The sequence below is a fragment of the Chitinophaga sp. 22308 genome (genome assembly GCF_052045305.1).
Classification (GTDB): domain Bacteria; phylum Bacteroidota; class Bacteroidia; order Chitinophagales; family Chitinophagaceae; genus Chitinophaga; species Chitinophaga varians_A.
This window is the reverse complement of record NZ_JBQEOP010000009.1, coordinates 90,729-104,835: the sequence shown is the minus strand read 5'-3', so window position 1 is coordinate 104,835 and position 14,107 is coordinate 90,729. Positions and strand designations below refer to the sequence as shown.

The window sequence follows — 14,107 nt, the reverse complement described above, 5'->3', positions numbered from 1 at the left end:
GATGATTATGCAATAGCGGTTTCGTTGTACTTGTTGCGATACTCTACAGGCGTTAAACCGGTCAGTCGTTTGAATATCTCCCGGAAGCTCTGGGTATCGGTATAACCTACTTCGTACATGACTTCGCTGACGTTCTTGCGGGTGGTTTCCAGCCTGCGTTTGGCGGCTTCCACCTTTACCCGTTGCACATATTCATTGACCGTATTGTTGGTGGATTTCTGGAACCGGCGTTCAAAGTTGCGCCGGCCGATAGCAAATTTATTGGCCAGAAAATCGATGGTGATTTTTTCGGGATAGTTTTGTTCGATGAACTCCTGCGCCATTTTGATTTCCTGGTCGTCATGGGCTTTTTGTCCTTCAAAAATAATAAAGGGCGACTGGCTCTTTCTGTCTATATCAATGAGGAATCCTTTAGCGATGTCGATGGCCATTTCCCGGCCGGCATATTTCTCAATAAGATATACCAGCAGATTGAGGTAGGCAAAAGCGCCGCCGCTGGTATAGATGCCGTCTTCGTCAGTGATCAGCTGGGAAGGCACCATTTTAGCATCGGGGAACATCCGGGAGAACTGTCCTGCCAGTTGCCAGTGGGTGGTGCAGGGTCGGTTGTCCAGCAGGCCGGTGGCTGCCAGGAAAAAGGCGCCTATACAAAGACAGGCAATTTCAGCACCCTGTTTACGCTGTTCCAGTATCCACGGAATAAATTCCTGGTTCATTTCCGCGGCCCGCTGCTGGTCGCCCTGCAGGGAAGGAATAATGATCAGGTCTGTCTGATGTACCTCGTCGATTAACGCGTCCGGGTTGATGGTGAACCGTCCGTTACGCTGGCTGGTATTGGGAGAAAGTCCTACCAGCTGGATATTGAACAGTGGCGCTTCGCCTCTGGTGGCACGGATGACATTGACCTCTGACAGTATTTGCAGGCTTCCTTCGATATTTACCAGGCTGCTTTGGCCTCTGGGTATCAGAATTGAAATGTGTTTCATACGGTTAGCTGTTGTCATAAACGGTGTTGTCGTTTTCGCCTTTCTCAATTGTCGTGAAACCCTGCCGTAGATCTTTTCGCGGCGGAGTAGTTTTGTGTTGTCACCAAAAATAGGAAAATGATACAAATTAGCGCATATCTCACCTTCGATGGTAATTGCCGCGAGGCGATGAGCTTTTACCGGGAATGTCTGGGCGGTGACCTGAGCTTTCGGACGGTGGCAGAAGCGGAAGGGGCGGCAGTATTGCCTGAACCGTTCAGGGACGCGGTGGTGCAGGCTACGCTGGTGAGCGGTGAACTGGTGCTGACAGGCTCTGATATGGTAGGTGAGGAGGGGTTGATCAAAGGCAACGCAGTTTCGTTATTATTGCATTGCCGGGGTGAAAAGGAAACGAGGGACTGTTACCGGAAACTGTCTGCCGGCGGGGTGGCCTGTCATCCGCTGCAGGACACCATCTCGGGAGGCCTGTTTGGGGTGCTCACGGACAAATACGGCCACCATTGGCTACTTACCTGTAATCACATCTATCCAAAAAAATAGTTAAACCACAAAAACCTGAAAAAATGAGAAAAGTAGTATTGTTCATGCACGTTTCGATCGATAATTATGTGTGCGACGAAAACGGCGGCCTGGGCTGGATCAGCTATGACCAGGAATTACAGGAATACGCCGATGCCATTGTAGACTCAGTAGGCATGCCACTGTACGGGCGTACCACTTACGACATGATGGCCGGTTACTGGCCTACCGTGCTGGAAAAACCGGAGACACAGAATGCGCGTAGTCTGAAACACGCCCAATGGGTACAAGATATTCCCAAAGTGGTGTTCTCCACCACCATGGAAAAGGCAGAATGGAACAATACCAGGCTGATCAAAGACAACATCACCGAAGAAGTGCAAAAGCTGAAAGCCACGCCGGGGAAAGATCTTGTAATATTTGGCAGTCCTGGCCTGGCCCAGTCTTTCGCGGACCTTGGCCTGATCGACGAATTGCAGCTGACGATTCAGCCCATTGTACTGGGTGCCGGCACCCGGATGTTTGAAGACCTGAAATCACCGGTGAAACTGAAAATGCTCCGTTCAAAACAACTGAAGTCGGGTGTGATCGGCGCACATTATGAAGTGATTAAATAGAGGCTTTAAACCTGCACGGGCGGCAGGTTTAAAGCTGTCCCCGCAGTTTCCGGAGCGTCCGGCCGGATATCGCTTCTTTGCTCCATCTGCGCCGCAGCGGGAACAGTCCCGCCCAGAAGGGAATAAAATAGATGATAGTGACACCTACATACAGATTTTCTGTGCCGGACATGATCGTTGCTCCCCCGATAGTAACCACCCAGAAAACAGCAAGAATAATATTGAACCAGATGGCCCATTTGACTTCAAGCCATATCAGGACGGCAGGCGCCACGTATATCGCCAGAATAATGAAGCCCACAATGACGAAACCGACCAGATAGCCGGCGTTGTCTTGTGGGAAGTTCTTGAAGGCTTTAATGGACTCCAAAAAAATCAGGAAGGAAAAAAGCAGGCCGAAGCCGATAGTCATCCAGGTGTATAATTTCAGCCACGGTTGCATCAGCTGGCGCCGGCGCAAGGTATGAACTTCGTCAAAACTCTTGTCAAAAATGGTCTGTTGTTGTTCCATGGTATCAGGCATATAGGAGCCACAAAGTAACGAATTCCGAGGCAAAATTGTGTATATTGTCCAGCCTTGATACCTAACAATAACGGCTACATGAATGTTAAGAACTGGATATTCCCATTGACTCTCCTGCTGGGGACAAATATCAGCCAGGCGCAGTCGACGCTGTCACGCCGGCAGGCTATCGCAGATATCGATGAATACACGCGCACGTTACAGGCTTCACACTACGCGCCGTTTATGCATGTCTCCCAAAAAGACTACAACGCCGGCGTAGACAAGATTAAACGCTCCATCGGAGATTCCATCCATACCCGTGATCTGGTGTGGACATTCTACCGTATTACGGCACTGCTGGGGGATGCGCACAGTACGCCGCAACTGGGGCAACCCTTTTTCAGAGATGAGCTGAAAAAAGACCAGTTCTTCCCGTATAAACTGGCGCAGGATAAACACCGGATATATATTCCCGCTAAACTGGCCGCCGACCTGGGTGTTCCGGCAGGCGCAGAGATCACCGATATTAATGGCCGGAAAATGGACGCCCTTTACGAAGAAATATTGAGTGGAATGGCCGGGTTGCCATCTTTCCGGGAAGAAGCGTCCAGCCGTTTGTTGAGTTACTTCCTGTTTTTAAAGGGGATACAACCTCCTTTTGTACTAAGTTACAAAGACAACAAGGGCCTGACCGGTAGCACTGTCATATCTGCCGGAGTACCGTTCAGACAGGCGCTTACCGCCACCATGCCGCATATCGCACAGCCGTATACGTACCGTTTACTGAACAACAAACTGGGTTACATCGATGTCAGAAGCCTGAGCGGTAATGTGAATGCTTTCCGTACCTTCCTGGACAGCTGTTTCCGCGAATTCAAAACAGCCGGCATCCGTCACCTGGTGATCGACCTCCGGCAAAACAGCGGTGGCAATACCCTGCTGGCTGATCTGTTGTTTAGCTATATCACCCGTAAAAAATACTCCTGGGGACGTAAAAGCTGGAAAATCAGCCAGCCTTATAAAGACATGCTGATAGCAGGAGGGGATACCACCGACAGTTATCTGCAACATGCCAACGGCACGGTGTGGGAAAGCGAAGACTGCATCCCGAAGGCGAGCCCTTTTAAAAGAGACACCGTGTTCGACGGAAAGGTATATTTCATCACAGGCGCCTTTACTTTCTCCAGCGCCATGGCCATGGCCGACGTGGTGAAGGTCTACGGACTGGGCACTATCCTCGGGGAACCTGCGGGTGAAAATGTGATAGATTTCGGAGAGGCGTTCCCGATAGTGCTCCCAAACAGCGGCATCAGGATACAATCCACCACGTCACTGAGCCATGGCGCCGATTGTAACAGAACTAAAAACGGGCCGGTACTGCCGGATGTGGCGATGAAGCCACAGTTACAGGATAAGGTGTGGGATAAAGACCCGGTGTTGGAGTATCTGTTAAAAACCGTTCATTAGCCTTTCAAATAATAATTCCACGATAAGAAAAACTTTTTTATATCTTGACCGGCTAATAAAATTAAAATTCCACTATTACACAAGCAGTTAACAATGACGAGATTTCCAGTCGCGTTGGCCTGTTCCCTTACAGCGCTCATCGCAGCAAAGCCGTTTTCAGGATACGCGCAAACCACGCCTGCTGAATTAGCTATTACAAAATTTTCCGGTCCTGCTATTACACCCAGTCCGGCCTGCCTGGCGGTGGCGCCCACAGGCGAGGTGTTTGTCGGCGTAGACATGATTGGCTCTCTCGGCAAAGATCCGGGGAAAGGCCGGATATTGAAGCTGGTAGACAAGGACAATGACGGCAAAATGGATGAGCATACGGATTTTGCCGATGTTGACAATCCCCGTGGCATTATCGTCATGGGCAACCAGGTATTTGTATTGCACACCACTTTTTCCAAAGAAACAGGGAAAGCCACGGGGATGGCCCTCGTAGTGTTTGAAGATAAAGATGGCGATGGAAAGGCCGACGGCCCCCCGAAGCCGCTTATTGAACATCTCAGCAACACCAAATATATCCAGGAAAGAGGAACAGACCACGCCACCAATGGTATCCGCATGGGTATTGATGGCTGGATCTATATCGCGGTGGGCGACTTTGGCTTCCATGATGCCACAGACCGTTCCGGCAAGAAACTGACCATGCTGGGTGGCGGGATCGTGAGAGTGCGCCCCGACGGCACGGAAATGGAAGTGTTCACCCATGGCACACGCAATGTGTATGACGTGGCCATCGATCCCTACATGAATGTCTTCACAAGAGAAAATACCAACGACGGCGGTGGATGGAACGTACGTTTCTCGCACCACCTTCAGTCCGGCGAATATGGATACCCGGTGTTGTTCCAGCATTTTACAGATGAAATAATACCTGCCCTGGCGGACCTTGGTGGCGGTTCCGGTACCGGCGCCCTGTTCATGGCCGAACCAGGCTGGCCTGAGAAATACAACAATGTTCCCATGATGGCCGATTGGGGCAGGAGCATGCTGTATATTCACCGGGTAACGCCCGACGGGCCTACCTTCACACAAAAAGAAGAAGATTTTATAGCGCTGCCGCAAATTACCGACCTGGATGTTGACGGGTCAGGCAGGCTTTACCTTTCCGCATGGGATGGCGCCGGTTACTCCGGCAGCGATACCATCGGCTTTGTGGTGCGTGCCGTGCCAAACAACTGGACTTATAAAGCATTTCCCGACCCGGCCAAAGCCTCAGTGGATGAGCTGATCGGCATGCTGAAGTCAGCCAGTGCGGTGGCCCGGTTAAGCGCCTCCCGCGAATTGCTGCAACGGAATGATCAGCAGGGAATTGCCGCTGCGTTGAAGATCGCATCTGATGCACAGCAGCCATTGTATGCCCGCGTAGCCGGTCTGTATACCTATGCGCAGGCAACGGGCAAAAATGGTATCCCCGCTTTAGTGGAATTGACCAAAGATGCGGCGATGAAGGAACATGCATTAAGAGCGCTGGCCGATCGTAAAGGCCTGCTGGCGGACGTGCCGGAGCAACCTTTCCTGGATGGCCTGCAGGACGCATCGCCCCGCGTTCGCGCTGCGGCGATAGTGGGACTGGGCCGTCTCGGCCGCATGGACGCGGCTACAGCTTTGTTGCAAACCAAAGTGCCCGCGTCATTTGTGGCACCGGCGAAAGACAAGGAAGGGCCGCATGCTACACCTAATGCAGCTATTGTATTGCCGCACCTCGCCGTGCGGGCGCTGGTGGAACTGAACGCCGTAGATGCGGCCGTGTCAGCAATAAACGGCCCCAATCCGGCGCTGGCCTTATGGGCTTTGCGTTATATGCATGATGAAAAAGCGGTGAACGGCTTAATCGCTGCCTATCAGCACTCAAAAGACATAAAACTGAAAAAACAGATACTGACCACCCTGGCCCGCCTGTATAAAAAAGAGGCTGCATACGATGCGTCCTGGTGGTGGGGCACCCGCCCGGATTCACATGGCCCGTACTACAAAGCTGTGCTGTGGGCAGGGTCACCGGTGATAGAGAAATTCCTAAAGAAGGAAGCCCTGAAAGCCGATCCGGCACGCATGGAGCAGTTCCGTGAGCTGGATGCCCGCCACAGAATGGAGATAGCCGCTTTTGCACCGCTGAAGAAAACAGAGGCTGTTGCTGCAAAAGAACCTAAAGTCGACCTGGAAAAAATAAAAAGCAAAAAAGGACAGGTGGGTAAATCATCTATCGAAGACGTCCTCCTGGCGGTGAAACAGATAAAAGGCGATCCTGCCAAAGGAAAGATACTGTTCGTCAACCAGGGCTGCGTGGCCTGTCACAGCCTTACCAGGGAAGAAAAGATGAAAGGGCCGTTTATGGGACAGATCGGTTCCATCATGAACCGCGAACGTATCGCAGAATCCATCCTGAAGCCCAATGCATCTATCTCCCAGGGCTTTGCCACGGTAACGGTGACGGCTAAGGGAAATAAAACCTACGTTGGCTTCATTACGGAAGAAACCGCCACCAAAGTGGTGATGAGAGACATTGCCGGCGAAGTGTATACAGTGAAAACAGCGGATATTCTCAGCCGTAAGGAAATGAAAACGTCTATGATGCCGACAGGCCTGGCCAATGCGTTATCATACGAGGAATTTGCGTCACTGGTCAACTTCCTGTCACAACAAAAGAAATAAACTATTACAATCAGTTGTTACTACCATACAAGGGGGCTGGCCGGAAAGGTCGGCCCCCTTGTTGTGATATTACTGTCCTTGTGCTGCGCGTTGTTGCGCCAGCGCCGGCAGTTGCAGGTCGCCTTCCTGGCGTTGCAGGTTGAATTTGAAGAAGGTAAGCTGCCATCGGTCACCTGTCTGTACCAGCCTGGTTTCATAGGTGCCTTCTACTATCCATACCGCCTGGTCGATCACGTGCGTGGCATGACCATTGAATTGCACCGCCACGGCATCGCCTTCTGCGGCGATCTTAAAATCGGAGATCCGGTGCTCGGTTTTATCGAAGCCGGGCAAAAACTGTTTCCACATACCGATAATAGCGGCAGCAGTAAGGGTAAGCGGTTGTCCGCCGGCCATGGAGGTATAGTCATATACCACTTCGGGTGCAAATGAACGTTCTGCTAAAGCCCAGTCCCGGGCGTCGGCGCCTTTAAACACCGCTTGTATGACAGGAAGGATGTTGGATGTTTCCATAGTTGCTTGTTTGAAAGAAGAGGGTGTGAAAGTAGAGTTTTTTTGTTCCGTTTTGTACAATTATGATCAATCAAAGGGTTATATTTTTGACCCCGGACCGGATTTGTCGTACCTTCCGGTACCAGCAACAGCCATGGAATACAAGGAAATAAGGCCGGGTGACAGGCTGAAACAGTATGTAAAGTGTTATTACACTTATGAATCAGATGCTGCCACAGCATTTGAAGATACCGTTTTTCCCAGCGGCAACATGGAAATCATCTTTAATTTGGGCACCGGCCACTGGCTGACTGACAACGGCACAGGGTTTAATACCACGCCGCCGGTGGAGCTGTGGGGCCAGATCACCAAACCGCTGCCGGTGCGTTCCGAAGGCCGTAACACGATGCTGGGCGTTCGTTTTTTTCCCCATGCCGCCGCATTCTTTTTCCCCGATAAAGTAGATCTCTTCAACGACCAGGTCAGCGACTTCCGCGAGGTATTTGGCAAGGAGGTGTCAGCATTGCATGCACGTTTGCAGGAAACACCCGCCTGGCGGGAACGACTGCTGTTGCTGGAGGACTTTCTGTGGCAACGGCTGTTGTGGTCTGAAAAAAGGCATACTAAAGTGAGCATGCTGGACAGCGTAATGCATGAAATCCGCCAGCCAGGCTTTTTTGATAATATAGAGAACGTGGCCGCCCGCTATGGCATTACTGCCCGTTACCTGCAGAAACTATTTGTACAATATACCGGTCTTACGCCCAAGCTGTACAGCAAAATTCATCGCTTTCAAAACAGTTTGCAGCTGGTGATCAGAAATGAAGCACCGCTGACGGCCATTGCCTATGATTGTGGTTATTTTGACCAGTCCCATTTTATCCGCGAATTCAAATCCTTTACCGGTCATACCCCTTCCGGTTATATGCCCGACCAGTCGCCTGTGACGCTGGCGGCGTCCAACAGTTAAGCTGTTCCGATCTGTACAATTTCACGCTTTCCCGCTGCAGTAGTTTTGTGTTGTCAACAAACAACATTTATTCATTTCAAACGAATGACCATGTCATCCATGTTTAATGTATTCAAAGCACTGCATCAGGAGAATTTATTACTGCTGCCCAACGTATGGAACCCGGAGAGCGCCCGTCGTTTCCAGGAAAAAGGTTTCCCGGCGGTGGCCACGTCCAGCGCGGCAGTGGCAGCAAGCCTGGGCTACGAAGACGGGGAAGGGATGCCTTTCGGCGACTACCTGTTTATGGTACGCCGCATCATGGCCGTACTGCGTATACCCTTGTCCGTGGATATTGAAATGGGCTACGGCCATTCCCCGGAGGCGATCTACGCTAATATCTCCCGGTTGCTGGAAGCCGGCGTGGCGGGCATCAATCTCGAAGACTCCACTATCGGGAGTAAAGGCCGTGTATTACAGGAGGCGACAGCATTTGCGGCCACTGTCGAACATCTCCGTAACAGGCTGGCTGCCGCTGGCGCTGCGCTCTTTCTCAATGTCCGCAGTGATACCTATTTACTGAATGTGGCCAATAAGGAAACTGAAACGGAACAACGGTTGCGGTTATACGAAACAGCGGGTGCCGATGGTATTTTCCTGCCTTGTATAATGGAAGAAGCGGCGATCGCAGCGGTGGTCAGTCAAACCAATTTGCCGCTCAACGTGATGTGTATGCCTGGCCTGCCTGCCCTGGGCACACTGGAAAAGCTCGGCGTAAAACGCGTCAGTATGGGACCTTTCCTCTACAATAAAGTATATGACACCATCGGTGAGCTGTCAGAAGCCATCACCACCGAAGGTAGTTTTGATCCTCTTTTTATCTAAACACATTAAAAATCCAGACATGCATTTACCCAGAAACGCAGAAGACGTGCATGCCGCGCTGGCGGCAGCTTTTAACACCGGCGACATCAACCAGGTGTTTACTATTTATGATTACAACGGCATCATTGTGCCGGAGCCGGGGAAAGTAGCATCCGGCAGGCAGCAGTTTGAAGAAGCCGTAAAGGCCATTATGGCCGTGAAAGGAACGATGGAGATTAAAACAGTGTATTGCCTGCAGACCGGCGATGTGGCAGTAGGCCGCTCTGAATGGAACATCACCGACGGTGACGAAGTGAAGGTCAGCGCCAAAGGAATAGAGGTGATGCGGCGTCAGGCGGACGGCTCCTGGAAAGTGGTGATAGACCACGCTTTCGGCGCGCTGGACACACTGAAGGCATAACCTCAAAGCTTCACTGGTTTTAAAACAACAGAATCCGTAAATTTGGTTATTTTGAAACCGGTGAAGCTATGCTGTCCAACGATGCCGAATTTGTATTGCTGAAAAATAATGAATGCCTGAAAGCCGGTCAGCCGGTGAAGAACGATTATTACACGCTGATGCTGGGTTTGCGTGGTGAGATGGACGTCACGGTAGGGTATCACCGGTTTACACTGGCCCCTGGCCATATGGCGATTATATCGCCGAAACAGATCTTTTCGGTAGACCGGATCACGCCGGATTTTGCCACGCAACAGCTGCTGTTTACCCAAAGTTTTTTGTACAAAAGCCATATCAGGGAACAGGTCATTGACGAGCTGCTGTACCTGCATCCGGAATACCCGCCGGTATTTGAACTGGAGGATAATGCGCTTCCCGGCGTACACCGCAAGTTTAAGACGCTCGCCGAAGAGTATGACGGCACCCGGCCGTTTCATTTTGAGGTGATACGCCTGGTCCTCACAGAACTGCTCTATGACTATAACAGGGCCTGCGAATACTGCCTGCTGCGGTTTCGCAAGAATATGAACCGGCAGTACCAGCTTACTTTCCAGTTTAAAAAACTGGTGGAAGAACAGTTCCTGGAATTACGCACCATCGCTGAATATGCGGTGCTGCTGGGCGTTACGGCCAAACATCTCAGCGAAACGGTCAAAGAGGAAACCGGTAAGACCGCCCTGGAAATAATTCATGAAAGGTTGTTGCTCGAAATGCAGTACCAGCTGAAATACAGCGCTTTGTCTGTAAAAGAGGCGGCCGGCTATTTTAAATTTGACAGTGCTTCCCATTTCACCCGCTTCTTTAAACTGAAAACCGGGCTTACTCCTAAGGAATACCGGCAACTTCCGTAAAATTGGCTATTCTTTCCGCTGTTTGGAGATTGATGCCGCCTGAAAAACGGCCGACTTTTGTGGACAAATCTGAATATACACAGTATGGACACAAAAGAACAGACAGCGACAAATGCCGGTTGGGCCGATTTGTTTGCGGAGAATAATAAATATAAAGCCATTGCGCTGGCTTTGGGCGTTTTACTGCATGTGACCAACATTTATATTGTGGCCACCATTATGCCTTCTATTGTCCGGGAGATAGGTGGGTTAGCTTATTACGCCTGGAATACTACCATATTCGTGGTGGCCTCTATTATCGGGTCGGTGGTGTCGGCCCGTTTCTTATCGGTCAGCGGCCCCCGGAAGGCTTATCGCTGGGCCATCCTGCTTTTTGTGGCGGGAGCAATTATTTCTATGGCGGCGCCAACGATGTACGTACTATTGATGGCAAGAGCCGTGCAGGGGCTGGGGGGCGGACTGCTGTTCGCGCTTTCCTATGGCATGATCCGGATCATTTTTGAATCACGGCTGTGGGCCAAGGCCATGGCGCTGGTATCGGGCATGTGGGGCGTAGGCGCCTTTGTCGGTCCCTTTGTCGGCGGCATCTTTGCCGAATATGGCAATTGGCGTACAGCCTTTGCCGTTATCCTGGTCATCGGTATCTTGCTATTGGTGTTCACCGAATTTATCTTGCCCGCCAAACATGCGGCAGGCGCTAAAACACCGGTCCCTGTAGGGAAACTGCTGTTGTTATTATTATCTGCACTGGCAGTGTCCGTGGGCAGCGTCATGGAAAGCCTGGTGTATAATCTGGCTGGCCTGCTGGCTGCGCTGTTGCTGATTGTGTTGTTGGTGAGATCGGAGAGGGGCAGCAAGGTGAGATTGTTACCTTCCGGCGCTTACCGCCTGTCTTCTCCGCTGGGCATGGTATACCTGGTGATTGTACTGCTGGCACTGGTGGCAGCGGTAGAGATATTTATTCCTTATTTCGAACAGACCATACACGGCTTCACCGCATTGGAAGCCGGCTACCTGACAGTGCTGGTGGCATTGGGATGGTCTGCCGCTTCTATGGCTTTCTCCGGTGTGAACTCCGCGGCAGTGATGAAACTGGCGCTCATCGGCGCTTTGCTGATGAGCGCCGGACTGGCGGGAGTGGCCTGGCTTTCCGGTATGGCGTATAGTACCTATGTGCTGGCAGGCCTCTGCGTTTCCCTACTGCTGATCGGCGCCGGTATAGGATTGCCATGGCCTCACCTGGTGGTTAGGGTGTTCTCACTGGCACCACCCAACGAAATTGAACTGACGTCCACATCTATTACGACCGTTCAGCTGATGGCCATGACTTTTGGCGCGGCGCTGTCCGGCCTTATTGCCAATGCCGGCGGCATGACGCACCCGGGCGGCGTTGCGGGCGCCATCAATGCGGCTACCTGGTTGTATGGTTGTTTTATTGTTCCACCTGCGGTAGCGGCAATAATGCTGCTCACGAAAATGGGTGTGAAGAAAACCACTGTAGCAGCACGAGAGATGGCGGAGATAGCATAGATCAAATTTGCGCGCAGACTCGTCAACTAATCGTACCTTGCTGTTCGTGATTTAAAATTGAGCAGTATGGAAAATTATTTTGAAAGCCCTTTTCGAGGTAAATTATTATCTGAACAGGTTACCAATCCTAATATTATCGTGGGCGCCTATAGTTATTACTCTGGTTATTATCACGGCCATTCTTTTGATGACTGTGCGAAATACCTGATGCCAGACAGAACGGATGTAGATAAGTTGATTATCGGAAGTTACTGTTCTATTGGCACTGGTGCTGCCTTTATCATGGCAGGCAACCAGGGACACCGGCATGACTGGGTATCCAGTTTCCCTTTTTTTTATATGCCGGAAGTAGCTGCCTTTGAAGGCAGTATTGATGGTTTCAGGCCGGCGGGTGATACAGTGATCGGCAACGATGTGTGGATAGGCACCGAAGCGGTGATCATGCCGGGCGTGAAAATAGGGCATGGCGCTATCATCGGCAGCAGGGCGCTGATCACCAAAGATGTGGCGCCTTACAGCGTAATGGGTGGCAATCCGGGCAAAGAAATACGGAAACGTTTCGCGGAGGAAGACATCGCGCGTTTGTTGGAAATGGAATGGTGGAACTGGCCGGACGACAAGCTGAAAGCTGCGATGCCATTGCTTTGCAGCAGTGATATCAAAGCATTGTATAATTTTCATAAAGCATAGTCACGATGAAAAGGACAGCATGGTTTGACCGGTCATTTCCGGCTATTACAGACAACGGCGTGATGCCGGACATTATTGAACGCCTCGCGGGCACGCCCGCCCGCCTGGAGGAGCTGACCCGCGGCCTGGCGGAAGCGGTACTGGTCAATAAATCCGGAGAACAATGGTCTGTCAAGGAAGAAGCAGGGCACCTCTCTGATATGGAACCATTATGGTCCGGCCGGTTCGATGACTTTGTCAACGGGGAGGCGGAGTTACGAGTGGCGGACCTGACGAACCAACGTACGCATCAGGCCAACCACAATGCGACCGCGCTCGCAGAGCTGCTGCAGCGCTTCCGGGAGCAGCGGACATTGCTGGTGAAAAAGCTGCTCGCACTGGATGACTCACAGCTGGATAAAACCGCGCTGCACCCACGTTTGAAGACGCCGATGCGCATTATCGACCTGGCATATTTTGTAGCCGAACATGATGACCATCATCTGGCAGGCATCCGGGAGAAGGCATCAGCCTAAAAATTTCTCCACGGCGCCATCGGTGAAGGTGAGCTGCCAAATAACGTATCTTGACACCTGACAATAAAAAAGAAGTAACATGTCTGATTCAACAGCCCTGTCCGCGAAGGACCTTATCGCTCAATACGGCGGTATTGCACTGGATAAACAGAATGATCTGTCAGCCGTTATCGGCGATAACAACTGGACCGTCGACCTCAGCGAAGGGGTGATCAGCTTCGGTGACCAGCTGACATTTCCTATCCAGATCATGGGCACTTTCTCCCATTCGTCTGAAACCTTCCTCTGGGGTTGGGCCAATACCCAGTCCGACCTCCCGGAAAACCTTTTGCAACAGGCAGCGCAACTAAAAGCCTACGGTGAAGAACATCAGCTGCCTTTGTTCACTACCGGCCAGTTTGAAGGTACCATCAATGATGTACATTATATCGGACTGATAGCCTCCGGTATGTTTGGCTCCAGCGCCTACTATGTGGCGGATTATGGCAGCGGCGCACTGCTGGTGACCATCAAAAGTGAAGTGGTCGACAAAGTGCGCACCGACAGCCCGCAACGGGTGTTGACTGTTTTTCCACAGCTGATTTCTTTATTTGAAATGGACCATCAACAGGCACTGGCCAGCTATCTCAAAGCCAAAGCATTTGACGTGATCATGAAAGAAAAGGAATTGTCTGCAACATACAACGGCAGTACCATTGTAGCCACGTTCGATGAGCTACACCGGCTCGCAAGCCTCAACGGCCAACTCTCCTAAAATACAGGTCCGGGAAAATTCCCGGACTTTTTTTATGCTGATATAAGGGTATTGTTCCATCATCGTGTATTAGTGGCAGTTAGTTAACAAACACTGGCCCCGCGCAGGCTGTATCACGAATATTTTATGATGATGGAACGTGCTTTTTATTATGCCATACTATGCTGGAAGGCTGCTGTCAGGCTTCTTTTCTTACCATGGTACCTGTTAG

Annotated in this window: 15 protein-coding genes; 12 read left to right on the top strand and 3 right to left on the bottom strand. The window is 51.2% G+C overall.

The window, feature by feature from the left end; all coding sequences use genetic code 11:
- Positions 1 to 5: 5 nt before the first annotated feature.
- Complete coding sequence (locus ACTJJS_RS30530; protein ID WP_440667539.1) at positions 6 to 986, bottom strand: GlxA family transcriptional regulator; 981 nt, start codon at positions 984 to 986, stop codon at positions 6 to 8.
- A 117-nt stretch (positions 987 to 1,103) separates the two neighbouring features.
- On the opposite strand from ACTJJS_RS30530, the gene ACTJJS_RS30525 reads away from it, so the two are divergent.
- Positions 1,104 to 1,526, top strand: a complete 423-nt coding sequence (locus ACTJJS_RS30525; RefSeq protein WP_440667538.1) for a VOC family protein — start codon at positions 1,104 to 1,106, stop codon at positions 1,524 to 1,526.
- A 23-nt stretch (positions 1,527 to 1,549) separates the two neighbouring features.
- Positions 1,550 to 2,122 carry a dihydrofolate reductase family protein gene (locus ACTJJS_RS30520; RefSeq protein WP_440667536.1) on the top strand — a complete coding sequence of 191 codons (573 nt, stop codon included), beginning with the start codon at positions 1,550 to 1,552 and terminating at the stop codon, positions 2,120 to 2,122.
- A 28-nt stretch (positions 2,123 to 2,150) separates the two neighbouring features.
- Here ACTJJS_RS30520 and ACTJJS_RS30515 read toward each other — a convergent pair whose 3' ends face one another.
- Complete coding sequence (locus ACTJJS_RS30515; protein ID WP_440667534.1) at positions 2,151 to 2,633, bottom strand: hypothetical protein; 483 nt, start codon at positions 2,631 to 2,633, stop codon at positions 2,151 to 2,153.
- Positions 2,634 to 2,723: 90 nt separating this feature from the next.
- On the opposite strand from ACTJJS_RS30515, the gene ACTJJS_RS30510 reads away from it, so the two are divergent.
- A complete protein-coding gene (locus tag ACTJJS_RS30510) occupies positions 2,724 to 4,094 on the top strand; it encodes a S41 family peptidase (protein ID WP_440667533.1) in 1,371 nt (456 codons plus the stop codon).
- 93 nt (positions 4,095 to 4,187) lie between these two features.
- The gene (locus ACTJJS_RS30505; protein WP_440667531.1) at positions 4,188 to 6,791 is read left to right on the top strand and encodes a DUF7133 domain-containing protein; all 2,604 of its coding nucleotides are present in this window, start codon (positions 4,188 to 4,190) and stop codon (positions 6,789 to 6,791) included.
- A 69-nt stretch (positions 6,792 to 6,860) separates the two neighbouring features.
- On the opposite strand, the gene ACTJJS_RS30500 is transcribed toward ACTJJS_RS30505, so the two are convergent.
- Positions 6,861 to 7,304, bottom strand: a complete 444-nt coding sequence (locus tag ACTJJS_RS30500; protein WP_440667529.1) for a nuclear transport factor 2 family protein — start codon at positions 7,302 to 7,304, stop codon at positions 6,861 to 6,863.
- 133 nt (positions 7,305 to 7,437) lie between these two features.
- Between ACTJJS_RS30500 and ACTJJS_RS30495 the strand changes: the two genes are divergently transcribed.
- The 8 genes from ACTJJS_RS30495 (at position 7,438) to ACTJJS_RS30460 (ending at position 13,896) form a co-directional block, all read left to right on the top strand.
- Positions 7,438 to 8,253, top strand: a complete 816-nt coding sequence (locus ACTJJS_RS30495; protein ID WP_440667528.1) for a DUF6597 domain-containing transcriptional factor — start codon at positions 7,438 to 7,440, stop codon at positions 8,251 to 8,253.
- 90 nt (positions 8,254 to 8,343) lie between these two features.
- Positions 8,344 to 9,117 (top strand): isocitrate lyase/PEP mutase family protein, encoded by a 774-nt coding sequence (locus tag ACTJJS_RS30490; protein WP_440667526.1) that lies wholly within the window; start codon positions 8,344 to 8,346, stop codon positions 9,115 to 9,117.
- 19 nt (positions 9,118 to 9,136) lie between these two features.
- A complete protein-coding gene (locus ACTJJS_RS30485; RefSeq protein ID WP_440667524.1) occupies positions 9,137 to 9,517 on the top strand; it encodes a YybH family protein in 381 nt (126 codons plus the stop codon).
- Positions 9,518 to 9,585: 68 nt separating this feature from the next.
- Positions 9,586 to 10,407 (top strand): helix-turn-helix domain-containing protein, encoded by an 822-nt coding sequence (locus ACTJJS_RS30480; protein ID WP_440667522.1) that lies wholly within the window; start codon positions 9,586 to 9,588, stop codon positions 10,405 to 10,407.
- Positions 10,408 to 10,491: 84 nt separating this feature from the next.
- Entirely contained in the window at positions 10,492 to 11,937 is a 1,446-nt protein-coding gene (locus ACTJJS_RS30475; RefSeq protein ID WP_440667520.1) for an MFS transporter, read from the top strand.
- Between the two features lie 66 nt (positions 11,938 to 12,003).
- Positions 12,004 to 12,627: a type B chloramphenicol O-acetyltransferase gene (gene catB, locus ACTJJS_RS30470; protein WP_440667519.1), complete on the top strand. Its 624-nt coding sequence runs from the start codon at positions 12,004 to 12,006 to the stop codon at positions 12,625 to 12,627.
- 5 nt (positions 12,628 to 12,632) lie between these two features.
- Entirely contained in the window at positions 12,633 to 13,142 is a 510-nt protein-coding gene (locus tag ACTJJS_RS30465; protein ID WP_343746078.1) for a DinB family protein, read from the top strand.
- Positions 13,143 to 13,221: 79 nt separating this feature from the next.
- On the top strand, positions 13,222 to 13,896 hold the full coding sequence (locus ACTJJS_RS30460; protein WP_440667517.1) for a DUF6882 domain-containing protein: 675 nt from the start codon (positions 13,222 to 13,224) through the stop codon (positions 13,894 to 13,896).
- Positions 13,897 to 14,107 lie beyond the last annotated feature (211 nt).